General features: G+C 70.9%; 10 protein-coding genes. All 10 read left to right on the top strand.

All coding sequences use genetic code 11. From position 1 onward, the window contains the following. The first annotated feature begins 14 nt into the window (after nt 1-14). The 10 genes from KDK95_RS11515 (at nt 15) to KDK95_RS11470 (ending at nt 25,080) form a co-directional block, all read left to right on the top strand. Nucleotides 15-245 (top strand): hypothetical protein, encoded by a 231-nt coding sequence (locus tag KDK95_RS11515; protein WP_212518084.1) that lies wholly within the window; start codon nt 15-17, stop codon nt 243-245. A 168-nt stretch (nt 246-413) separates the two neighbouring features. Continuing rightward, a complete protein-coding gene (locus tag KDK95_RS37390) occupies nt 414-3,317 on the top strand; it encodes an ATP-binding protein (RefSeq protein ID WP_212518083.1) in 2,904 nt (967 codons plus the stop codon). Between the two features lie 366 nt (nt 3,318-3,683). Further along, nucleotides 3,684-4,586 (top strand): GNAT family N-acetyltransferase, encoded by a 903-nt coding sequence (locus KDK95_RS11505; RefSeq protein WP_212518082.1) that lies wholly within the window; start codon nt 3,684-3,686, stop codon nt 4,584-4,586. 118 nt (nt 4,587-4,704) lie between these two features. Further along, nucleotides 4,705-5,838: a TauD/TfdA family dioxygenase gene (locus KDK95_RS11500; RefSeq protein WP_212518081.1), complete on the top strand. Its 1,134-nt coding sequence runs from the start codon at nt 4,705-4,707 to the stop codon at nt 5,836-5,838. Between the two features lie 63 nt (nt 5,839-5,901). Beyond that, on the top strand, nt 5,902-7,704 hold the full coding sequence (locus KDK95_RS11495; protein WP_212518080.1) for a non-ribosomal peptide synthetase: 1,803 nt from the start codon (nt 5,902-5,904) through the stop codon (nt 7,702-7,704). Continuing rightward, nucleotides 7,701-8,477 (top strand): thioesterase II family protein, encoded by a 777-nt coding sequence (locus tag KDK95_RS11490; RefSeq protein ID WP_212518079.1) that lies wholly within the window; start codon nt 7,701-7,703, stop codon nt 8,475-8,477. The genes KDK95_RS11495 and KDK95_RS11490 overlap by 4 nt, the downstream gene beginning before the upstream one ends. Continuing rightward, nucleotides 8,474-9,226 carry an aspartyl/asparaginyl beta-hydroxylase domain-containing protein gene (locus KDK95_RS11485; RefSeq protein WP_212518078.1) on the top strand — a complete coding sequence of 251 codons (753 nt, stop codon included), beginning with the start codon at nt 8,474-8,476 and terminating at the stop codon, nt 9,224-9,226. The genes KDK95_RS11490 and KDK95_RS11485 overlap by 4 nt, the downstream gene beginning before the upstream one ends. Continuing rightward, nucleotides 9,226-14,292, top strand: coding sequence for a non-ribosomal peptide synthetase (locus KDK95_RS11480; RefSeq protein WP_212518077.1), 5,067 nt, complete (start codon nt 9,226-9,228; stop codon nt 14,290-14,292). The genes KDK95_RS11485 and KDK95_RS11480 overlap by 1 nt, the downstream gene beginning before the upstream one ends. A 29-nt stretch (nt 14,293-14,321) precedes the next feature. Next, a complete protein-coding gene (locus KDK95_RS11475) occupies nt 14,322-21,590 on the top strand; it encodes a non-ribosomal peptide synthetase (RefSeq protein ID WP_212518076.1) in 7,269 nt (2,422 codons plus the stop codon). Nucleotide 21,591: 1 nt separating this feature from the next. After that, nucleotides 21,592-25,080 carry a non-ribosomal peptide synthetase gene (locus KDK95_RS11470; protein ID WP_212518075.1) on the top strand — a complete coding sequence of 1,163 codons (3,489 nt, stop codon included), beginning with the start codon at nt 21,592-21,594 and terminating at the stop codon, nt 25,078-25,080. Nucleotides 25,081-25,199: the final 119 nt, after the last annotated feature.

Below are 25,199 nucleotides of genomic sequence, written 5' to 3'. Positions count from 1 at the left end.
AGGAGGAGACGGACATGAACCTGACAGACATCGATGTTGACGCCGACGAGACGGTGAAGGCGTGGAAGGCGCCCGGCGCGGGTCGCGGCGGCCCGGCCGGCCACCCGGCGGGGCAGATCCGGCTGAGCGCTCCCCGGCGCCTGGGCCGCCGGGCCGAGCTGCTGGCCGGCCCCGAGCGCGGCCGCAACGAGGACACCGTCATCCCCACCATCACGACGGTCACCGCGGGCCTGCAGTCCGCCTGACCCATCGCCTCGGCACGCCCCCTGATCCGCCGGCCCGGCCCGGTGAATCAGGGGGCGCACGCGCGAAATTCCCACTGTTCGCTGAAAGGCCACTCCCGTACTGGACGTCCGAGCCGGTAGGTTCGTGACCGTCCATTCACCGTGAGCCACGGCCGAGGGGGAACCTGCGTGCGCACCTCATCGCCGATCATCGTCGGGCGCGATCCCGAGCTGGGCCTGCTCGCCGGCGCGCTCGACGCGCTGCCGGCCCGCGGCAGCGCGGTGTTCCTGCTGGGCGAGGCCGGAATCGGCAAGTCGCGCCTGGCCGGCGAGGTCGGCGCGCGGGCCCTGGCCGGCGGCGTGCCGCTGCTGCGCGGCCGCGGCAGCCCCACCGGCGCGGTCAGCCCCCTGCGACCGCTCGTCGAGGCGCTGGCCTCGCGCTTCCGGGTGCACGGCCCGCTCGTCGACCACGAACTCGAGCCGTACCGGCCCACGCTGGCCCGGCTGGTCCCCGAGTGGCGCCCGCAGAGCGGCGGCGCGGCCTACCCCGGAACGCTCGTCGAACTCGCCGAAGCCCTGCTGCGGCTGCTGGCCGTCCTCGGCCGGGACGCCGGCTGCGTCCTGGTACTCGAGGATCTGCACGACGCGGACCCGGAGACGCTGACCGTGGTCGACTACCTCGTCGACAATCTCGCGGACCTGCCGATCGCGCTCGTCGGCACGCTGCGCCCGAGGCCCGGCCCCGCGCTCGAGCTGGCGCGTGCCGCCGAGCGCCGCCGCGCGGCCGAACTCGCGCCGCTGCGGCCGCTCGACGCGGAGGAGGTCCACGGCATGGCGGCCGCCTGTCTGGACGTCAAGAAGGGCGACGTGCCGCAGGCGGTCCTGGCCCGGCTCGTCGGCGGCGTCGACGGCAACCCCTACCTGATCGAGGAACTGCTCAGCGACATGGTCGGCACCGGCGCGCTCGAGCAGGTCGGCGGCCGGTGGCGGATCGCGGACAATCTGGACGCGAAGATCCCGGCTTCGGTGCTGGAGAGCCACCGGCAGCGCCTCGTCCGGCTCGACCCGCCGGTGCACGACCTGCTGCTGGTCGCCGCCCTGCTCGGGCCCCGCTTCTCGGTGACCACCGTGCAGTTCGCCACCGGCCACGAGGACCGCGGCCTGTTCGCCTGCCTGCGGGCCGCCGCCGAGGCCGATTTCATCCGGCCCGACGGCGCCAATCCCGACCAGTACGTCTTCCGGCACGCGCTGACCGCCGAGGCGCTGGTCGCCGCGACCCCGCCGGCCGAGCGCGCCGTGGTCGCGCGCGGTGCCGCGGCCGCGGTGCGCCGGGCCGATCCGGAGCTGTCCGACGAGCGGTGCCAGCAGGTCGCCGCGCTGCTGCTGGCGGCCGACGACACGGCGGGCGCGGCCCTGCTGTACGCCGAGGCCGGACGCCGCGCCACCGCCGCGGGCGCCGCCTCGGCCGTGGCCCTGCTCGAACGCGCGCACGCGCTCGCCGCCGAGACCGACCGGCCCGCGGTCGTCGAGGCGCTCGTCCACGCCCTCGCGGACGCCGGTGAGCTGGACCGCGCCCTCGCGCTTCTCGACACGCTGCCGCCCGCCGCGGCCGCGGCCCTCGGCACCGATCGGCTGGTGGCGCTGCGCACCCGGCTGGCCTGGACCGCCGTGGACGCGGAGCGGCCGGCCGAGATCGTCACGCAGCTCGCCGCGGCCCGCGAACTGCTGGGCGACGGCGGCCGCCCGGAGCAGAACGCCGCGCTCGCCATCGCCGAGGGATATCTCGCGCTGTTCCCCGGGCAGCGCGGCGGCGCCGAGGACGCCGAGCGCCTCGCCCGCGCGGCTGTCCGGATCGCCGAGGCGGTTCCGCTGCCTGAGGTCGCCTGCCAGGCCTGGCAGCTGCTAGCGCTGCTCGCCCGGGCCCGGGGCTTCGTGGAGGCCGATGACTGCCTGAACCGGATGCTGGCGGTCGCCGAGGCGCACGCGCTGCCGAAGTGGCGGGTGGAGGCCCTGCTGAGCCTCGGCGGGGACGCGTGGATGCGCACCGGGGGCACCACGGGGCTCGACGAGGCGTGGCGCGCGGCCTGCGAACTGAGCGCCATCATTCCGATGCAGACCGCTGACTGCCTGCTGGCGATGAACGCGGCACTGCGGGGCGAGCAGGAGGCGGCGCGGGAGATCATCGGCCGCAGCCTCGAAGCGACGGTGCGGCTGCGCAACCTCTCCGCGCACCGGTATCTGCTGCTGGTGTCCGCGATCCTCGGGGCGCACCGGGGCAGCCGGCGGGAGATGGAACGGGACCTGCAGACCTTCCGCCGGGCGGGCGGCGAGAACTCGCCGCTGATGCCGAACGTGCACGGCCTGTGCCGCGCGATGTGCGCGCTGCTGGAGGAGGACCGCGACCAGGCGAGCGCGGAGCTGAACGCGGCCCTGGACTGGGAGGACCGGCACCCGAACCTGTTCTACCTGACCGGCCGCTGCGGCCTGCGGCCGCTGCTGGAGATCCTGGCCGGCCGCGCCGGCCGGGCCGAGTACGAGGCGGCGCTCGCCGCCCCGGCGGCCGCGCTGCGCTGGAACCGCCAGTTCCTGCAGTTGGCCGACGCGGTGCTGCTGGGCCGCGAGGGCCGGCCGGAGCAGGCGCAGGCGGCGCTCGCCCGGGCCCAGCAGGACGCCGAGATCTTTCCGACGCCGCGTCACCTCGGTCTGCGCCTGGTCGCCCCGGCCGCTCTCGAGGACGGGTGGGGCGATCCGATCGGGTGGCTGCGCACCGCCGAGGAGTTCTTCCACGCCGCCGAGATCGCCCCCGTGGCCGGCGCCTGCAGGGCACTGCTGCGGCAGGCCGGCGCGAGCGTCGCCCAGCACCGCGACCGGCGCGAGCAGATACCGGCGCAACTGCGGGCGCTGAGCGTCACCGTGCGCGAATACGAGGTTCTCGGCCTGATCGCCGAGCGACTCGGCAACCAGGACATCGCCCGGCGGCTGTCCATCTCGCCGCGCACCGTGGAGAAGCATGTGGCGAATCTGCTGGCGAAGATCGGGCGGCCGGACCGGGAGAGCCTGCGCGAGGTCGCCGCCGAACTCGGCCCCTCCTGACCTGGCCATAGCCGCTTACTGAACCGTTAATCAACCGGTTCTGCACCGCGTCGGCCCAGTATGGAGCGCCGACGAAAAAAGAAAGGCGTGAAGCGACGATGTCTCAGATTCTCGCTCTCCAGCAGCTCGAGGCCGACCTGGAACCCCACCCCTTCCCCTGCTTCAGCATCTACGCCAGTTCGCTGACCGGCACGGCGCTGTAAACAGCTAACACTAAGGAGAGCACACCATGCGAGAAATCATCATCCTGCCCTGGCCGACGTCCCGTAAGAAGAAGGCCTGACACGACACTGCCGGGTGTGTGAACGTGGGGATTCCCGCGTTCACACACCCGGCAGTGTTTTGCGACGGTGAAGGAGGAATCCCATGCACTTCCGCACAGTCGGTCCAGGGCACAGCAGTGCGCTCCGCGATCTGGCCGCAGAGGAGGATCTGCTCGACTACGACTCCGGCCTGGTTGCGCTGGATGGAAACGGCGTCGTCACCGAGGCGATCCTGTGGCAGGACAGCAGCCATCCCATCACCGACCAGCGCGGCCGTCTGCTAGCCGCGTTGCACGGATCACCGCCTGAATCCGAGAACGCGCAAGCCCTGCGCGCGCTGGTGGAAGCAGCGTGCGCGGACCTGCCGGACGAGATCACCCAGCTGCGAGCCGACATCTCGGCGCACGAGCAGGCGGGTGTACTCGGCGGGCTTCTCGCGCAGGCGGGGTTCGAGGAGCACAACCTCGTCGTACGCAAACTCGTCACGCAGCAGACGCACTCGCCGGCCGAACTGCCTCCCGGCGCCGTCTTCCGGATGCTCGACCGAGACAACGAAGCAGAGTTCGCATTCGCGCTCGGGTGCATCCGGGCCTCGATCGGCCAAGGACTGGCGACCGAGCCGGTCGGCGAGGCCGAGGACGGCCGAATCGCCGAATACACCGAAGCGTGGCTGGACGGCATCGATGGCGAGGTCTTGAGGTCCTACGTCATCGAGTACGAACGCGAACTCGTGGCGCACGCCCTGGTGTCGATGACGCCCGCGGAGCGTGGCGCCGAAAGCGAGGCGATGATCGTCGACGTCCTGGTCCCGGACGCCCGGCAGAAGGGGCACGGCTGGTCACGTCTGCTCACCGCCCGGATCGAGCATCTGGTCGCTCAAGAAGGCGTGCGTTCGCTGGCCGCGACCGTCGCCGCGCTCCGCGGTGTTCGTCCGCAGGCACTGCTCGACAATCTCCAGCGCGCGGGCTGGTGGGTGGATACGGTCACCGTGCTCAAGCGGTGTTGAAATCGCGAGACGGCCCGGCGACGGTGCGGAGACGCGCTACAGACGTGCGAAGAATGGCCGGTGCCTATCGTCGTTTCCAGTAAACGGCGTATTCGCACCGGATCGCAGGAGTGAGCTCATGGCGTGTTCCGACAGCTCGTCTGATACGGCGGTTCTGGACTGGCAGCTGGTTCCCGGCAAGCCGGCCACGACCGAGGTGATCGGATTGAGCGGGATCGCAGAAGCCGCGCAATGGTTGTCGGCCGCATTGCCCTCGCTGCGCAATGCTCTGCACGAGCACGGCGCGCTCTATCTCCGGGGTCTGCCGATTACCACGACCGAGGATTTCGCCGTAGTGCGCGACATCCTCATCTCGCAGTCGACGCCCTATCGGGAAAAGGCCACCCCGCGCAGTGACCTCGGCAACGGGGTCTTCTCCTCGACCGACATGCCGGCGTCGCATCCCATCATGCTGCACAACGAGAACAGCTACACACTGACCTTTCCCGGCCTGCTGCTGTTCGGCTGCCTCGTCGCGCCCGAGGAGGGCGGGGCCACGCCGGTCGCCGACTGCCGTAAGGTGCTCGCCGCGCTTCCGCCGCGGCTGGTGGACAAGATCCGCGCGGCCGGCTGGCTGCTGACCCGGAACTTCTCCGACTACATCTCCACCGACTGGTGGACCGCGTTCGCCTCCGCCGATCCGTCGGCCCCGGCCCCTGACCCGGCCCCGGCCGCGGGCGCGGGCGTGGGCGAGGACCCGCGGAGCGCGGAGCGGGGCCCGGACGGCCGGGACAACCAGATGCGCCACTGGGTCGAGAGCTACTGCGCGGAGAACCTGATCGCCTACACGTGGCTCGCGGACGGCAACCTGCGCACCAGCCAGCTGCGGCCCGGCATCGTCAGCCATCCGTCCACCGGCGAGGAGGTCTGGTTCAACCACCTCGCCTTCTGGAACGAGTGGGCGCTGGACGACGAGCTGCGCGAGACGCTGATCGACGAGTTCGGCCCGGACGGCTTCCCGTTCAACACCGCCGCGGGCGACGGCGAGGCGCTGACCCGCGAGGATCTGGCCGCGATCCGTGCGGCCTACGACGCGGCCACCGTCCGCGAGGCCTGGCGGCCGGGCGATCTGCTCGTCGTCGACAACGTGATGACCGCCCACGGCCGCGACCCGTTCCGCGGCGCGCGCCGGATCGTGGTCGCGATGGGCGAGCCGGTCGAGCTGGCGCAGTGCAAGCCGACCGTCGAGCCGGCGGCCGTGTTCGCCCGCTGATCCGGCGCGGTCACGGGGCTTCAGGCACACACAACGATTCACACCTTCAAGGAGTGCCGGCTCATGCCCGATTCCGATCGGAAACCAACCGACGTGCTGCGGCGCTTCGCCGCCGCGGTCCACGCAGACCCGGACCGCGTCGCGGTGCGCGGAGGTGACCGGGCCCTGACGTTCGCCGACCTCGACGCCGCCTCCGCCGGACTGGCCGCGGCGCTGGTCGCGCGGGGCATCGGCCGGGGCGAGCGGGTGGGTGTCAGCCTGGCGCGCGGCGCGCGGCTCGTCGTGGCGCTGCTGGCCGTCTGGCGGGCCGGCGCGGCTTACGTGCCGCTCGACCCAAGCCATCCCCGCGAGCGGCTCGAGTTCATGGCCGAGGACGCCGGTATCCGGGCCCTGATAGCGACGGAGGGCTCCGGCTTCCGGCCGGCCGACGTCGAGTGCCTCGACGCGGACAAGACACCCGCCGCGCACGAGCGCGTCGGCCTGCCCGGCGACTCGCTCTCGCCCCTCGACCTTGCGTACGTCATGTTCACCTCGGGATCGACCGGGCGGCCGAAGGCGGTCGCGGTGACCCGGGGCGGCGTCGCCTCTCTGCTCAGCGCCCTTGAGGAGTTCGGCGCGTACGAGCGAGAGCCGCGGGTCGTCGCGTGGAACGCCAGCGCCGCCTTCGACGCTTCCGTCCAGCAGTGGGCCAGGGTATGCCGCGGGGACACCATCGTCGTTCTGGACGAGGAGGACCGCAAGGATCCCGAGCGCCTCAAGGCCCTGATCGACCGGTGGTCCGTGACGGACCTCGACCTCACACCCTCGCACTGGCAGCTGCTGCGTTCGACGCTGCTCTCGCGGCGCCCCGAGGGCGCGCCGCTGCGGCTGTTCATGGGCGGTGAGCCGGTGTCCGAGCACACCTGGCAGGAGATCACCGCCGCGCGCGACGCGGTGGAGGGCCTGAACCTGTACGGGCCCACCGAATGCACCGTGGACAGCACCGCCGCGTGGATCGCGGGAGGCTCGCCGACGATCGGCGGCGCGCTGCCGCGGGGCGACGTGTTCGTGCTCGACGAAACCCTGTGCGCCGTCCCGGCGGGCACTGCGGGGGAGCTCTACATCGGCGGCTCCCGAGTGGCGCTGGGCTACCTGAACCGGCCGGGCCTGACCGCCGGCCGCTTCGTCGCCAACCCCTTCGGTGAACCCGGCTCACGCCTGTACCGCACCGGAGACGTGGTGCGCGCCGCCGCTGACGGCACACTCGAGTTCCTCGGCCGCAGCGACCGGCAGGTCAAGTTCCGCGGTTACCGGATCGAGCTCGGCGAGATCGAGGGCGTGCTCACCGGCCACCCCGAGGTGCTCGGCGCCGTCGCGCTGATCCGCAGCGAAGAGGTCTCCGGTGAACGGCTGGCGGCGTACTGCGTGCCCGCCGAAGGCATGGCGCCGACCGCCGAGGCCCTGCGCGAGCACGCGGCCGCGTCGCTGCCCGACTTCATGGTGCCGACCGACTTCGCCGTGATCGAGCAGCTGCCGCTCACCGTCAACGGCAAGCTCGACGTCGCCGCCCTGATCGCGGCGGCGCGGCCTTCGCAGGGCCCGGACACGCAGGCCGGGACCCTGCCGGAGAGCGCGTCGGAGAGGCTGCTCGCCGAGGTGTGGTCCGAGGTCCTGGGCCGTCCCTCGCTGAGTGTGGACGACGACTTCTTCGCCCTCGGCGGACACTCGCTGCTCGCCCTGCGGGCCGTGGGACGGCTCAAACGGCAGCTCGGCGTGAGCATCGCGGTCAAGGACGTCTACCGGTATCCCCGGCTCGGCGACCTGGCCGGCTACGTCGAGGAGCTCGGGCAGGCCGGCGCCGCCCCGGTCGAGGCGGCGACGGCATGACGACGATGGTCAAGGACACGGTCGTGGTGCGGCCCAAGCGCGTCGAGAACGCCACCCGCACCCTCGTCTGCCTCGGTTTCTGCGGCGGCGGACCCGGCTCCTACCTGCCCTGGGCGCAGATCATGCCGCCCGGCACCGAGCTGGCCGCGATCTGCTACCCGGGCCGGGACGGACGCTTCCTCGAGGACTGCGCCCGGGACTGGGACGAGCTCGTCGAGGACGCGCTCGCGGCGGTCCGCTCCGCGGCCGACCGGCCGTACGTGCTCTTCGGCCACAGCATGGGCGGCTGGACGGCCTTCGACGTCGCGGTCCGCATCGAGGAAGCGGGCGGCCCCGCCCCTGAAGCGCTCGTCATCTCCTCCGCCAACGCGCCGAGCCGCGGTCTGACGCCGCAGGACATGTTCCCTTCGCGGCGGGACACCGACGAGCAGCTCATGCACTGGATGCGCACCTTCGGTCTGCTGCCCGCGCACGTGCTGGCAGAACCCGACCTGCAGGACATGGCCATCGAGCTCATGCGCGCCGACATCACCGTCCGGGACACCTTCCGCTACCGGGACGGCGCCGTCGTGAACGTGCCGCTCCAGGTGCTGACGGGCGCCGACGACGAGGTGATCGAGCCGGACACGGCGCAGCAGTGGCAGAGGCTCGCCGGCGGCGGATTCCGGCACGACCGGCTGCCCGGCGGCCACTTCTACACACCCGAGATCTGGGCCGAACTGCCGAAGCGCATCGCAGCGCTGCGCCCGGCGGAACTTCTGGAGACGCGATGACCCCCGAGATCGACGCGCTGTTCGCCCGCGTCAAGCAGAAGCACGGCGCCGACTCGATCCGTCGCGTGGAGGAGATGACCGCCGCCGGCCGGTCAGACCGCCACCCCGCCCAGAAGGGCGCCAAGTGGATTCTCCCCGGCATCTCCCGCAAGCCGTGGCACGACCCGTATGAGTACGCCGAGATCGGCTCGATCGCCAAGGCCTTCGAGGCCGAGTACGGGGCCATCAAGAGCGAACTGCGGTCCGCCTGGGCCGTGGACCGGGACGCGTTCTCCGACTACCGGCACTACCTCTCGACCCAGCGCGACTGGCAGGCCCTCTACCTGTACCGGAACGCCGGCCTGGTCGAGGAGTCCGCCGAGACCGCCCGCACCGCGTTCTCGGTGCTGCGGGATCACGTCGTGCAGACCGGGGCCATCTGCCCGCTGCTGGAGAGCCACTTCTCGGTGCTCCTGCCGGGCGCGCGCATCAAGCCGCACTGCGACCTGTGGAACTTCAGCATCAACCTCCACTTCGCGATCGACGTACCCGAGGGCTGCGGCATCAGCGTCGCCGGCGAGGCAAGGCGATGGGAAGAGGGGCGGTGCCTGCTGTTCGACTACTCCTTCGAACACGAGGCGTGGAACGCCGGCACTGCGCCGCGCACCTGCCTCCTCGTCGACCTCTGGCATCCGGAGACCACCGAGGCGGAGCGCGAGGCGCTGGTCGGACTCATCACGGAGATACGCCGATTCGTAGGAGAGAGCTGATGCACCCCCTGTCTTTCGCCCAGCGTCGTCTGTGGTTCTCGGCTCAGTTGGAGGACGGTGGTGTTTCGTACAACGTGCCGCGGGTGGTGTGTTTGTCGGGTGTGTTGGATGTGGGGGCGTTGGAGTGTGCGGTTCGTGATGTGGTGGGGCGTCATGAGAGTTTGCGTACGGTGTTTCCTTCGGTGGAGGGGGAGCCGTGGCAGCGGGTGCTTTCGGTGGGTGAGGCGGGGGTGGTCTTCGAGGTTTTCGATGTGGCTGCGGGTGAGTTGGATGGGTTGTTGGCTGGGGCGGTGGTGCGGCCGTTTGATTTGTCGGTGGAGATTCCGGTTCGGGTTTCGTTGTTCCGGACGGGTGTGGATGAGCATGTTCTGTTGTTGTTGATGCATCATATTGCGAGTGATGGCTGGTCGGTGGGGCCGTTGTCGCGTGATTTGGCGGCGGCTTATGCGGCGCGGGTTTCGGGGTCGGTGCCGGTGTGGGATGCGTTGCCGGTGCAGTATGTGGATTATGCGGTGTGGCAGCGGGAGTTGTTGGGGGATGAGGGTGATCCGGGGAGTTTGATCGCTCGTCAGTTGGGTTTTTGGCGGGAGCGTCTTGAGGGTGTTCCGGTGGAGTTGCGGTTGCCGGTGGACCGGCCGCGGACGGCTGCCGGGGGTGTGCGGGGCGGGGTGTTCGAGTTCGAGTTGTCGGCGGATCTGCACGGGCGGTTGCGGGCTTTGGCGCGTTCGTGCCGGGTGACGATGTTCATGGTGGTGCATGCGGCGGTGGTGGCGTTGTTGACGCGGCTGGGTGCGGGGACTGATGTGCCGGTGGGTGCGGTGATCGCCGGGCGTAACGAGGCGGCGTTGGAGGATCTGGTCGGGTTCTTCGTCAATACGCTGGTGTTGCGGACCGATACCTCGGGTGACCCGTCGTTCCGTGAGCTTCTGGAGCGGGTGCGTGCGGTGGATCTGGATGCGTACGCGCATCAGGACGTGCCGTTCGAGCGCCTGGTCGAGGAGCTCAACCCGGCCCGCTCGGCCACCCGCCACCCCCTGTTCCAGGTCCTCGTCACGGTGAACCAGCAGGAGACGCCCGCCGCCCTGCCCGGGATCGAGACGACCTGGACGAACCGCGATCTCGAGGTCGCCAAGTTCGATCTCGCCCTCACGCTGAGCGAGACGCACGGAGCCGGCCAGGAACCGGCGGGTCTCAAGGGCGTCGTCACGTACTCGCGAGACCTCTTTGACGCGGAGACCGTCGCGGCGATCGCGGACCGTCTCGGCGCGCTGCTCGAGGCCGTGGCCGCAGACCCGGAGCTCACGATCGCCGAGCTTCCGCAGCGGGCCGCCCTCGGCGGCGAGCAGGTTGATCTTGCCGGGATCGAGGCGGCGCTCGGTTCCCACCCGGGCGTCGAGTGCGCGATAGTGCTGGCGGCGCCGGCCGCGTCGGACGACGCCGCGCCGGTGCTGGCCGCTTACCTCACACCGTCCATCGGAGCAGAGCTCGACAAGGACGCGCTGCGCGCCTGGTGCGAGCGGAGGCTTCCTGCCGCGGAGTACATACCCTCGCGGTTCATCCTGCGCGCGCCGGACGCGACGCAACGAGAGCAGGCCGCCCCCGGCGGTGATCCGCGCACCCCGCAGGAGGAGATCCTCTGCGCGCTGTTCGCGGAGGTCCTGGACGTTCCATCCGTGGGCGTGCACGACAACTTCTTCGCCCTCGGCGGCCATTCGCTGCTGGCCACCCGCCTGCTGGCCCGGATCCGCGCGGCCCTGTCCGCCGAGATCGGGATCAGGGAGCTGTTCAGCGCCCCCACGGTCGCGGCTCTCGCGCAGCGGCTTCGCGCCGGCGACGAGCCCCGGGCGGCGCTCGTGCGCCGACCGCGCGCGGAGCAGCCCCCGCTCTCTTCCGCCCAACGCCGCCTCTGGTTCCTGACCCAGATGCAGGACGGTGGTGTTTCGTACAACGTGCCGCGGGTGGTGTGTTTGTCGGGTGTGTTGGATGTGGGGGCGTTGGAGTGTGCGGTTCGTGATGTGGTGGGGCGTCATGAGAGTTTGCGTACGGTGTTTCCTTCGGTGGAGGGGGAGCCGTGGCAGCGGGTGCTTTCGGTGGGTGAGGCGGGGGTGGTCTTCGAGGTTTTCGATGTGGCTGCGGGTGAGTTGGATGGGTTGTTGGCTGGGGCGGTGGTGCGGCCGTTTGATTTGTCGGTGGAGATTCCGGTTCGGGTTTCGTTGTTCCGGACGGGTGTGGATGAGCATGTTCTGTTGTTGTTGATGCATCATATTGCGAGTGATGGCTGGTCGGTGGGGCCGTTGTCGCGTGATTTGGCGGCGGCTTATGCGGCGCGGGTTTCGGGGTCGGTGCCGGTGTGGGATGCGTTGCCGGTGCAGTATGTGGATTATGCGGTGTGGCAGCGGGAGTTGTTGGGGGATGAGGGTGATCCGGGGAGTTTGATCGCTCGTCAGTTGGGTTTTTGGCGGGAGCGTCTTGAGGGTGTTCCGGTGGAGTTGCGGTTGCCGGTGGACCGGCCGCGGACGGCTGCCGGGGGTGTGCGGGGCGGGGTGTTCGAGTTCGAGTTGTCGGCGGATCTGCACGGGCGGTTGCGGGCTTTGGCGCGTTCGTGCCGGGTGACGATGTTCATGGTGGTGCATGCGGCGGTGGCGGCGTTGTTGACGCGGCTGGGTGCGGGGACTGATGTGCCGGTGGGTGCGGTGATCGCCGGGCGTAACGAGGCGGCGTTGGAGGATCTGGTCGGGTTCTTCGTCAATACGTTGGTGTTGCGGACCGATACCTCGGGTGACCCGTCGTTCCGTGAGCTTCTGGAGCGGGTGCGTGCGGTGGATCTGGATGCGTACGCGCATCAGGACGTGCCGTTCGAGCGCCTGGTCGAAGAGCTCAACCCGGCCCGCTCGGCCACCCGCCACCCCCTGTTCCAAGTCCTCGTCACCGTCGAGCAGAGCGACGGCGACGGCCTCGAACTCGCGGGCCTGCGAGCGGAGCCGCGTCCGATCCACAAGGGACAGGTCAAGTTCGACCTCGACTTCGGCCTGGTCGAGCGGCGCACCGCGGACGGCGCCCCGGCCGGAATCAGCGCCGACATCCAGTACGCCTCCGATCTGTTCGACGCCTCCACGGTCTCCGAGATCGCCGACCGCCTCGTGCTCCTGCTGGAAGCCGTCGCCGACGACCCCGAGCGTGCAATCGGACAGCTCGACCTTCTCGGCGCCGACGAGCGCGACCTGCTGCTGCACGGTCGCCATGGCAAGCCGATCCTGTACCCGGACGACCTCGGCGTACACCAGGTCTTCGAGCGCCGGGCGGCGAGCACGCCGCAGGCCGTGGCCCTCGTCTGCGGCGATGCCACAGTCAGCTACGGCGAGGTCAACGCCGCCGCCAACCGGCTCGCACGTCAGCTCGTCGCGCGCGGAGCAGGGGCCGGAAAGCTGGTGGCCGTCTGCCTCGAACGCGGCCCAGAGCTCATCAGCACGCTGATCGCGGTACTGAAGTCGGGCGCGGCGTACGTCCCGCTCGACCCGGACTATCCGGCGCAGCGCCTGGCGTTCATGCTGGCCGATTCCCAGGCGGATCTCCTCGTCACCACGGCTTCGCTGGCCGGCCGGCTGGACGGCGTCGACGCGGATCGCCGGATTCTGCTCGACGCCGAGCGCGCGAAGCTGGCCGCACTCGACGACTCGGACCTCGAGCCGCAGGCGGGACCGGACGACCTGGCCTACGTCATCTACACCTCGGGATCGACCGGCACACCGAAGGGCGTGCTGATCGAACGGCGCGCGATGAGCAACCGGCTCCAGGAGATGAGGCGGCAGTACGGGCTCACCGAGCGAGACAGGACCCTGCAATATGCCTCGGTCTGCTTCGACGCGGCGGCCGAGCAGATCTTCCCCACCCTGATGAGCGGCGGCCGGCTGGTGCTGCGCGACGAGGAGAAGTGGACGCCCGCCGAGATCGTCCGGGAGGTCAACCGCAGCGGCGTCACCGTCGCCGAGCTCACCCCGTCGCTGTGGCAGCAGCTCGTCCCGCGCCTCGAGTCCGGCGAGCGGCTGCACGACGGGTTCCGCCTGATGATCCTCGGCGGCGAGGCGGTCCCAGCCGCCCTCGCGGCCCGCTGGTTCAAGCACAGCCGGGTGCCGCTGCACAACACCTACGGACCCACCGAGACCACGATCACCGCGACCTCGTTCGTGCTCACGGCCGAGCAGCAGACCGTTCCGATCGGCCGGCCGCTCGCGAACACCGAGGTCTACGTCGTGGACGAGTTCGGCGGGCTGGCGCCCGACGGGGCCGCCGGGGAGCTGTGGATCGGCGGAGTGGGCCTGGCCCGAGGCTACCTCGACCGGCCCGAGCTGACCGAGCAGAAGTTCGTCGCGCACCCCTTCCGGTCCGCGCGGCCCGGCGCCCGGCTCTACCGCACCGGCGACCTGGTGCGCTGGCTGCCGGACGGGAACCTGGAGTTCCTCGGGCGGATCGACGACCAGGTCAAGATCCGCGGATTCCGGATCGAGCTGGGCGAGATCGAGTCCGTGCTCGCGGCGCACGAGCAGGTCTCGGCCGTGCACCTGCAGGTGCGCGAGAGCGCGCAGGACGCGGCCGACCGGCGGCTGGTCGCCTATCTCACGTCCGCCACGCCCGGCACCGGGCCGGAGACCCGCGAGCTGCGGGACTGGTGCGCGACGCGGCTGCCCGAGTACATGGTCCCCGCGCACTTCGTCCTGCTCGACGAGATGCCGCTCACCCCGAACGGCAAGATCGACCGCGCGGCGCTTCCCGCGCCCGAGGAGCCGGCCGGCCCCGACCGGGTCGACGATGCGCCCGCCACCGAGTTCGAGACCGCGCTCGCCGAGATCTGGACCGACGTGCTGCGGGTCGACCGGGTCGGCATGCACGAGGACTTCTTCGAGCTGGGCGGCCACTCGCTGCTCGCCATGCAGCTCGTCAACCGGATCAGCCTGCTGACCGGACTCGAGCTGAGCGTGCGCGACTTCTTCGCCAGACCCACGCTCGACGCCCTCGCGCCGTACCTCCTCGAACTGTTCGCGGCGGATGACGACGCCCAGACCTGCTGAGCCCGCTACGGGAAGGAAGAGAGACGCCGATGGACCGGGAAGGTGCCGGAAAGCGCCTGTTCGAGCGGATGGCCGCGCGGGCAGGCGGCGGTGAGTTGTCCTCGATCCCGCGTCGCGCCGGAGCAGCAGGCGCGGGTGCGGAGCTGTCGTTCGGGCAGCAGCGTTTGTGGTTTTTGGATCAGCTGGCGCCGGGTGGATCCGAGTATGTGATGTCGTACGCGGTTCGGGTGCGTGGCGGCTTGGATGTGCGGGCTCTGAGTGCGGCTCTATCCACACTCGTAGCCCGGCACGAGGTCCTGCGGTCCCGATTCGTGCTCGGCGCGGACGGCGAGCCGGTTCAGCTCGTCGACGAGAGCCCCGGCCTGCAAGTCTCTCTGGTCGACGTGGACGGGGTCGATGAGGCACGACTCGTGGTCGAGCGTGAGGTGCGTCGTGGGTTCGATCTGAGTGCGGGCGGTCTGTTCCGGGCCGGTGTGGTGCGGGTTTCTCCCGTCGAGCACGTTCTGTGGTTGTCGATGCATCACATCGTGGCCGACGGCTGGTCGATCGGTGTGCTGTGCCGCGAGTTGGGTGCGCTGTATTCGGGTGACGCGCCCGACCTGCCCGAGCTGCCGATTCAGTACTCGGACTTCGCAGCATGGCAGCGGGAGAGGCTCTCGGGCACGCTTCTCGAAGGACGGCTCGGCTACTGGCGCGAGCAGCTCGCGGGCCTTGAATCCTTGGAGCTGCCGCTTGACCGGGCACGTCCGCCGGTTCGGTCACATGCGGGCGGCGTCGTCGACTTCACCGTTTCGGCGGCTGCGGTGCGCCGACTGCGCGGCGTAAGCAGGGACCGTGGTGCGTCGCTGTTCATGACGGCGTTGGCCGCGTGGGTGGTGGTGTTGGCGCGGTGGAGTGGTCAGGATGACGTGGCGGTGGGTACGCCGATCGCCGGGCGTGATCGGGCCGAGCTTGAAGGGCTGATCGGGTTCTTCGTCAATACGCTGGTTCTGCGGGTGGATGCGACGGGTGATCCCGGGTTCGGGGAGCTGGTCGATCGGGTGCGGGAGGTGGTGCTGGGGGCGTTTGCCCATCAGGACCTGCCGTTCGAGCGGCTGGTCGAGGAGCTCGCCCCGGAACGCGAACTAGGCCGCAACCCGCTGTTCCAGGTCGGGTTCACCCTCGACAACGCCGGCACCGGCGAGCAATGGACACTGCCCGGCCTGGAGGTAAGCGACTTCGAGATCGAGCGCACCGTCGCGAAGTTCGACGCCTTCTGCGGATTCGCCGAGCAGGCCGACGGAAGCCTGCGCGGCGAGTTGACCTACTCCGCGGAGCTGTTCGACAGGGCGTCGATCGAGCGGATGGCCGGCCATCTAGTGCAGGTGCTGGAGGGCGTGGCCGCCGAACCCAAGGTCGGGATCGGCGAGGTCGGGATGCTGACTGAGGCCGAGCGGCGTCAGATCCTGAACGAATTCAACGACACGGCGGCGCCGTTCCCGGACGGCACGACCATCCATCGCATGGTCGAAGCCCGGGCCGCGCGCACCCCGGAAGCCGTCGCGGTGGTGCACGGCGACGACGAGCTGACATACGGCGAGCTGAACGCGCAGGCGAACCGGCTCGCGCGGCTACTGGTCGCGCGCGGCGTGGGGCCGGACACGCTCGTCGCCGTCGGCATGGAGCGCGGCCTTGATCTGATCGCGGCCCTGCTCGGGGTGCTCAAGGTCGGCGGCGCGTACGTGCCGGTGGACCCCGAATACCCGGCCGGGCGTCTCGAGTTCATGGTGCGCGACGCCCAGGCCCCGGTCTTGCTGACGCAGAGCCGTTACGCGGCCCTGTTCGCCGGGATCACCGACGTCGAGCAGGTTCTGATCGACGGCGACCGCGATCGGATCTCCGAGTACGAAGACACGGATCTCGGCGAGCGCTCCGGGCCGCGGGATCTCGCGTACGTCATCTACACCTCGGGATCGACCGGCACCCCCAAGGGCGTCGCGGTCGAGCACCGCTCCGTGTGCAACCTCGTGGGCACCGGCTCCTTCGGCGACATGACCGAGCGGGACACCTTCGCTCAATGCATGAACTTCGCATTCGACGTCTTCGCTCTCGAATGCTGGTCCGCCCTGACCGCCGGCGGCAGGCTCGCGATCATCGACAAGAGCACCGTGATCGAGACCCCGGCGTTGCGCGCCGCGCTGCGCAGGCACGGCGCAACCATGATCGTTCTCAATGCCGGCCTGTTCAACCAGCACGTCCTCGAATGCCCCGACGTGTTCGCCGGGCTCCGCGAGGGCATGTTCGGCGGCGAGTCCGTCGACGGTTCGGTGGCGCAGGCGCTGGTCAGCGGCCCGTACTCGCCCGACCGGGTGATCAACGTCTACGGCCCGACCGAGGCCACGGTCGGCGTGACCTACTTCGACGTGGACGGCTCGCACCTCGGCCGCCGGGCCCAGCCGATCGGCCGTCCGGTCCCGAACGCGCAGGCGCTGGTGGTGGACCGGTACGGCGCGCTGGTGCCGATCGGGGTTCCCGGCGAGCTCTGGCTCGGCGGAGTGGGCGTGGCCCGCGGCTACTGGCGGCGTCCGGAGCTGAGCGCCGAGCGCTTCGTGCGCAACCCGTTCGCGGCTTCCGGCGACTCCCCGGAGCACGTCTACCGGACCGGCGACCTGGTGCGCTGGCTGCCCGACGGCAATCTGGAGTTCCTCGGCCGGGTCGACCACCAGGTGAAGATCAGGGGGCTGCGGATCGAGCTCGGCGAGATCGAGACCGTGCTGAGCGCGGACCCCGAGATCACGACCGCGATCGTGATCGTGCGCGAGGACACGCCGGGGGACAAGCGCCTGGTCGCCTACTGCGTCCCGGCCGACGCGGCGAGCGTCCACGGAGGCATCGACGTCGCGGCCGTGCGCGAGCGCGCCGGACTCAAGCTGCCGGCCCACATGGTCCCTCAGTGGTTCGTCGCCCTCGACACGATCCCGCGAAGCCCCAACGGAAAGATCGACCACAAGGCGCTCGCCCGGCCGGAGGAGACCGACCGCGTCGGCGCCGTCAGTACGTACGTCGCGCCGCGCACCGAACTCGAGACCACTGTCGCCGATGTCTGGGCCGAACTGCTGCGCGTCGGGCAGGTCGGTGCCCTGGACGACTTCTTCGAGCTCGGCGGCCACTCGCTGCTCGCCATGAAGGTCATCAACCGGCTACGGACGCTCGCCGGGCTGCACATCGAGCTCAAGGAGTTCTTCGCCGCCCCGACCGTAGAGGCCGTCGCGGCCCGGCTTCGCCCGTACACCGGCGCCACCACTCCCATCATCCGCCGCGACCATCCCGCCGACGCGGGTGCGGGGCTGTCGTTCGGGCAGCAGCGTTTGTGGTTCTTGGACCAGTTGGCTCCGGGTGGTTCCGAGTATGTGATGTCGTACGCGGTTCGGTTGCGTGGCGGCTTGGATGAGCGAGCTCTGATTACGGCTTTGTCGGGGCTCGTCGCCCGGCATGAGGTGTTGCGGTCGCGATTCGCGGTCGGTGCGGACGGGGACCCGGTTCAGCTGGTCGATGCCGACTGCGGGATCGAGATCGCTGTCGCCGAGGCGGACGACCTTGATGAGGCGCGGTCCGTCGTCGAGCGTGAGGCGGGTCGCGGGTTCGATCTGAGTGCGGGTGGCTTGTTCCGCGCCGGCGTGGTCCGGGTGTCTCCCGTGGACCATATTCTGTGGTTGTCGATGCACCACATCGTGGCCGACGGCTGGTCGGTGGGCGTGCTCGGCCGTGAGCTGGGTGCGCTGTACGCGGCGGCGTTGTCGGGTGATGCGCCCGACCTGCCCGAGCTGCCGATTCAGTACTCGGACTTCGCGGCCTGGCAGCGGGACTGGCTGTCCGGCGGCGTTCTTGAGCGGCAGCTCGGGTATTGGCGCGAGCGTCTGGCCGGTCTCGATGTGCTGGAGCTCCCGGTGGATCGGCCGCGCTCGGCGGCCGGCTCGGGCGCGGGCCGGACCGTGGACCTGCGGATCTCGGCGGACGCGGTGCGCCGACTGCGCGGGGTGGGCTCGGATCGTGGTGCGTCGCTGTTCATGACGGCGTTGGCCGCGTGGGTGGTGGTGTTGGCGCGGTGGAGTGGTCAGGATGACGTGGCGGTGGGTACGCCGATCGCCGGGCGTGATCGGGCCGAGCTCGAAGGGCTGATCGGGTTCTTCGTCAACACGTTGGTTTTGCGGGTGGATGCGACGGGTGATCCCGAGTTCGGGGAGCTGGTCGATCGGGTGCGGGAGGTGGTGCTGGGGGCGTTCGCCCATCAGGACCTGCCGTTCGAGCGGCTGGTCGAGGAGCTCGCCCCCGAGCGGGAACTAGGCCGCAATCCGCTGTTCCAGGTCGGCTTCGTCCTCGACAACGCCGGCACCGGCGAGCAGTGGAGCCTGCCCGGGCTCGAGACGACGCCCTTCGCTACGGAAGGCGTGCAGGCCAAGGTCGATCTCCTCTGCTCGCTGGCTCTCGATGCCGACGGCGGTCTGCGCGGACAGCTCACGTACGCACCCGAACTGTTTGACGCCGCGACGATCGAGCGGATGGCCGGCCACCTGGCGCGGGTGCTGGAGGACGTCGCTGCCGATTCCGAGGCACGGCTCGGCTCGGTCGGAATGCTGACGGAGAACGAGCGGCGTCAGATCCTCGAAGACTTCAACGACACGGTGACGCCGTTCCCCGACAACACCACTCTGCACCAGCTCGTCGAGCAGCATGCCGCGCGCGCCCCCGAGGCCGTGGCCGTCGTGCACAATGACGGCGCGTTGACGTATGGCGAGCTGAACGCGCGGGCGAACCGGCTCGCGCGCCACCTGGTCACGCGCGGAGTCGGCTCGAACACGCTCGTGGCCGTCGGCCTGGAGCGCGGCATCGACCTGATCGTGGCCGTGCTCGGCGTCCTCAAGGCGGGCGGCGCGTACGTTCCGCTGGATGCCGAATACCCGGCCGAGCGCCTCGAGTTCATGGTGCGCGACGCCCAGGCCCCGGTGCTGCTGACGCAGAACCGGCACAGCGACCTGTTCGCCGGGATCACAGACGTCGAGCAGGTTCTGATCGACGGCGACTTCGCGCAGCACGAGGACTCGGACCTCGGACTACGTTCGGGCCCTGACGATCTGGCCTACGTCATCTACACGTCGGGATCGACCGGCACCCCCAAGGGCGTCGCGGTCGAGCACCGCTCCCTGTGCAGCCTCGTCAGCACGGGATCGATCGTGCGGGTGACCGCGGAGGACACCTTCGCGCAGTGCTGCAGCTTCTCGTTCGACGCCTTCGCCCTTGAAGTCTGGACCACGCTCACCGCGGGCGCGACCCTCGCCGTCCTGGACAAGGACACGATCCTGAGCCCGGTGGACCTGCGCGCCGCGATCCGCGCCCGCGGAATCACGGCCATCGGCCTGACGGCGGCGCTGTTCAACCAGCAGCTCACGGAATGCCCGGATCTGTTCTCCGGCGTGCGGGAAGTGCTGTACGGCGCCGAGGCCGTGGACCGCGCGGTGGCGGACGCGCTGGTGGCCGGCCCGTTCGCCCCGGGCCGGGTGACCAACGTCTACGGCCCGACCGAGTGCACGGTCGCCGCCACCGGCTTCCGCCTCGACCTGTCGCACACGGACCGCCGCGCGCAGCCGATCGGCCGCCCGATCGCGAACACGCAGGCGCTGGTGGTGGACCGGTTCGGCGCGCTGGCCCCGGTGGGCGTGGCCGGCGAGTTGTGGCTCGGCGGAGTGGGCGTCGCCCGCGGCTATTGGCGGCGCCCGGAGCTGACCGCTGAGCGCTTCGTCCGCAACCCGTACTCGACCGACGCGGCAGCCCGCGTGTACCGCACCGGCGACCTGGTGCGCTGGCTGCCGGACGGGAATCTCGAGTTCCTGGGCCGGATCGACGACCAGGTGAAGATCCGCGGCCTGCGGATCGAGCTCGGCGAGATCGAGAACGTGCTCGGCGCGGATCCCGAGATCCGCGCGGCGGTCGTGATCGTGCGCGAGGACACGCCGGGGGACAAGCGCCTGGTCGCCTACTGCGTTCCCGCCGATCCGGCCGCGGCCATCGACCCGGCCGCGGTACGCGAGCGGGCCGCCCGCAGCCTGCCGAAGCACATGGTCCCGCCGTGGCTCGTCACCCTGGACGCGATCCCGTTGACGCCCAACGGAAAAACCGACCGCAAGGCGCTGCCCGCCCCGGACGAGTCGTCAGCGCGCCCGGCCTACGCGGCCCCGCGCGATGAACTCGAGATCGCGCTCGCCACCGTGTGGGCCGAAGTCCTGGAGATCGAGCGGGTCGGCATCGACGACGACTTCTTCGAGCTCGGCGGCCACTCGCTCCAGCTCGTGCGCGTCGTCAACCGGTTGAGCCAGGCCGGGATCACGACGAGCGCGCGGCAGATGCTGCAGTACAAGACCATCGGGCTCCTCGCGGACGAGATCCGCGGCGGCGGCACGGATTGCGCGGGCGACGCCGCGCGGCTGACCGTCGAACTGGCACGTCCGGCGGCCACACCCGACGCCAAGACGGTCTTCCTCGTGCACGCAGGGGGCGGCAGCGTGCACTGGTACCTGAATCTCGCCCGGGAGATCGGCACGCGGTTGCGCGTGATCGGCATCCAGGCCGCAGGGCTCGACGGAATGCAGGCGCCCCTCGACGACATGGGCTCCATCGCCGCGCGGTACTGGGACGAGATCCGCGCCGTCCAGCCGGAGGGCCCGTGCCTGCTGCTGGGCTGGTCGTACGGCGCGCTCGTCGTGCACGAGATGGCGCGGCAGCGGCCAGCGCAGGTAGAGCACGCGTTTCTGCTCGAACCGCCGATGACCGGGCGCACCGGCCGGGTCGGCGAGCAGCTGCGCGCGTACGCGCAGGGCTATCGGGAGGCCGCCGAACTGTGGCTGCGCGGCCAGTCCGAGCAGCGCGAGGAGCGCCGGGCGACCGAGCAGCGGCTGCGGATCGCCGCCAAGGGGCTCGAGGTCGCGCAGGACAAGGTCGCCCTCGACGAATGGCTGCCCTACGAGGCGCTCGGCAAGCTCTACGTCGCCGCGATGAACCACGGCGTCCGTCCCCCCGAATCTCCGGTCCCCGCCACGCTGTTCACCAGCGCCGACGTCCGCGACGCGGTCGAGGGTTCGACCTACAGCGACGGCGACCACGCGCAGTACCTCGATTACTGGCGCGAGGCCTGCGCGGGCGAGCCGCGCACTGTCGACCTGCCCGGACGCCACATGGGCATGCTCGCCGACGCGGCCGCCCTCGACCTGGTCGTGCGGGAGATCGCGGCGCACGCCTCCGAACCGGTATTAGAATATGGAGATTGACATGGTGGATGACGAGGCGCTGCTGCGCGAGTTGTTCTCCGAAGTCCTCGGTTTCGGCGGGGTGGGCGCGGACGACAGCTTCGTCGCCCTCCGCGGAAACTCGCTCTCCGCGATGCGGCTGCTCGCCCGGATCCGCGACGCGCTCGGCGTCGAGCTCGGCATCAGGGACCTGTTCAACGCGCCGACGCCCGCCGGGCTCGCCGAACGGCTGCGCGCCGGCGAACCGGGCCCGCGCGACGCTCCCGTGCCGGTGGCCGACCGGACCGGTCCGATACCGCTGTCCTTCGCGCAGCGGCGGCTGTGGTTCATCGACCAGTTCGAGGGTCCGCGCAGCACCTACAACATCAGCGTCACGGTGAGCCTGTCCGGCAGCGTCGATGAGCAGTCGCTGCGCGCGGCGCTCGGCGACGTGGTCAGGCGGCATGAGAGCCTGCGGACCCTGATCCGGCAGGACGAGGGCGAGCCGGTCCAGTTGATCCTGCCCGCGGACGAGGCGCCCCTCGTCGTCGAGGTCGAACACGACGTGCGCCGGGAGGATTTCGACGAGCGGATCGCCGCGGCGTTCGCGCACGTCTTCGACCTGGCCGCGGAGCTGCCGATCCGGGCGTGGCTGTTCTCCCGGAGCGCTACGGAGCACGTCTGCGTCCTGGTCGTGCACCACGTGGCCGCCGACGGCTGGTCCATCGGCCCGCTGCTGCGCGATCTCGGCCGCGCCTACTCCGCGCGGCTGGCGGGCCACGGTCCCGACTGGAGCCCGCTGCCGGTGCAGTACGCCGACTACACCCTCTGGCAGAAGGCGCGGCTCGGCGCGGAGAACGACCCCACCAGCCTGCTGCACGGCCAGCTGGCCTACTGGCGCGATCAGCTCGCCGGGCTGCCTGCGGAGCTGGCGCTGCCCAGGGACCGGCCGCGGCCGGCCGCCGCCACGCACGCGGGCGCAGTCCGCCGCTTCCAGGTGCCGGCCGACCTGCACGCGAGGCTGGCCGCGATCGCGCAGGAGAACGACGCGACGGTGTTCATGGTGTTCCAGGCCGCGCTCGCGGTCCTGCTGACCCGGCTGAGCGGGCAGTACGACATCCCGGTCGGCACGGCCGTGGCGGGCCGCACCCACGAGGCCCTCGACCAGCTCGTCGGCTTCTTCGCCACGACCCTCGTGCTGCGCACCGACACCTCGGGCAATCCGTCCTTCCGCGAACTGCTGCAGCGCGTGCGGACGGTGGACCTCGACGCTTTCGCCCACCAAGACGTCCCCTTCGAACGGCTGGTCGCGCTGCTCAACCCGCCGCGTTCGGCAGCCCGGCACCCGCTGTTCCAGACCATGCTCGTCGCGGAGGTCGGTGAGCGGGCGGGCCTCGAATTCGCGGGCGCGGACGCGCGGCTCGACGCGAGCGCCACGGCCGCCGCGACGACCGCCAAGTTCGACCTGAGCCTGCGGATCGCCGAAAGCCTCGCCGCGGGCGGCGGCCCGGCGGGCGTCGCCGGGGAGTGGACGTACGCCGTCGACCTCTTCGAAGCCGCCACGATCGACTCCATCGCCGAACGCTTCCTCGCCCTCCTGGAGGGTTTCGCGGCGGATCCGAACCTGCCCATCGATCCCTCCGGGGTGCGCGACCAGGCGACCGCGCACATCCAGGACCCCGACGAGTACCATCGCGTCGTCGAGGTCTGGAACAGCACCGGGCGACCGGCCCCGACCAGCAGCCTGACCGAGCTGTTCTCCGCGCGGGCCGAGCTGGTCCCCGATGCGGTGGCGGTGTCCTGCGGAGCCGACGAACTGACGTTCCGCCAGCTGGAGCACCGCTCGGATCGTCTGGCCGGACTGCTCGCGGCCCGCGGTGTCGGCCCGGAGTCGCTGGTCGGGGTATGCCTGCCGCGCAGCCCCGATCTGGTCGTGTCCTTCCTCGCCGCGCTCAAGGCCGGCGGAGCATACCTGCCACTGGACCCCGACTATCCGGCCGAGCGCCTCGCGACCACGCTCGCCGATGCGCGCCCGCTGTGCGTGATCGCGACCCGCGACACGGCCGGGAGGCTGCCCGAGGGCGCCGCAGTCCTCCTGCTCGACGACGGCGAGGCCGAGCAGCCTCTCGGGCCGCCCCCTCGGATTTCGCAGCATCCGGATACGCCTGCCTACGTGATCTACACCTCCGGCTCGACCGGGAGGCCGAAGGGCGTCGTCGTGACCCGACGCGGCCTGTCGAACTACCTCGACTGGGCTATGGAGCTGCTCCCGCACGGCGCCAGGCACGGGGCGCTCGTCGCCACTTCGCTGACCTTTGACCTCGCCGTCACGGCTCTCTATCCGGCGCTGCTGCAGGGCGGCGACGTGCGCCTGGCCGCGCTGGACGAAGCGCGCGACCCGCAGCAGCTCGCGGCCCGGATGGCGCCCGGGGACGGGGTGAGCGTCGTGAAGATGACGCCCTCCCACCTGGAGGAACTGCTCACCGGCGCGGCGGCGCAGGAGCGCGGGATCTCCTTCGGCGCGGCCGTGCTCGGCGGCGAGACCCTGCGCCCGCGGGTGCTCGAGGCCCTGAGAACGGCGGCGGATCGCGGATCGCGGATCATCAACCACTACGGTCCGACCGAGACCACCGTCGGCTGCCTGGTGCACGACGCCACCGATTGGGACGACCCGGCCGCCGCCTCGGTGCCCGTCGGCCGTCCGGTCGCCAACATGCGCGCCTACGTGCTCGACGAGCGGCTGCGCCCGCTGCGCCCGGGTGCCGTCGGCGAGCTGTACCTGGCCGGCGCCCAGGTCGCCCGCGGCTATCTGGGGCGTCCCGGGCAGACCGCGGAGCGCTTCCTCGCCTGCCCGTTCGGCGGCGTGCCCGGAGACCGGATGTACCGCACCGGCGACCTGGTCCGCTGGGGCGCCGACGGGCTGATCGAATTCGTGGGCCGCGCGGACGACCAGGTCAAGATCCGCGGCTTCCGGGTGGAACCGGCGGAGGCCGAGGCGGCGCTCGCCGGCTGCCCCGGCGTGGCGCGGGCCGTCGTGCTGGTCCGCACGGACCGGCCCGGCGATCCGCGGCTGGTCGGCTACGCGGTCCCGGCCGGCTCCGCGACGCTCGACGAGACGCGGCTGCGCACCCGGCTGGCCGAGCTGCTCCCGGCCCATCTCGTGCCGTCCGCGCTGGTGGTGCTGCCCGCGCTGCCGCTCACCCCCAACGGCAAGGTGGACCGCAGGGCACTGCCGTGCCCGGAGCACCGCCCGGCGGGCGCCGCGCGGCCGCCCGGCAGCCCCGAGGAGGCGGCGCTCTGCGGCCTGTTCGCCGACATCCTCGGACTCGAGTCCGTGGCGCCGGACGAGGGCTTCTTCGACCTCGGCGGGCATTCCCTGCTCGCGACCCGGCTGGTGAGCCGGGTGCGGCAGGTGATGAACGCCGAAATCGATATCAGGGACCTGTTCGACGCTCCGACGGCCGCGGGCCTGGCGACCCGGCTGCGGGCGCCCGCGAAAACGCGCGCCGTACTGCGCCCGGTCGCCCGCTGACGGCGCGAGACGGGCCGGAGATGCAAGGGCGACGGCCGAGGAATGACGCCTGAGTAGCTTTCTATTCGAGACCGGGGATTCCGTCTCGGATCCCATGTCAACAGAAGGGTTTTCCACCG

Source organism: Actinospica acidithermotolerans (assembly GCF_018139625.1).
GTDB lineage: Bacteria > Actinomycetota > Actinomycetes > Streptomycetales > Catenulisporaceae > Actinospica > Actinospica acidithermotolerans.
The sequence above is the reverse complement of the archived record's forward strand: the minus strand, read 5'-3'. Positions and strand labels throughout refer to the sequence as shown.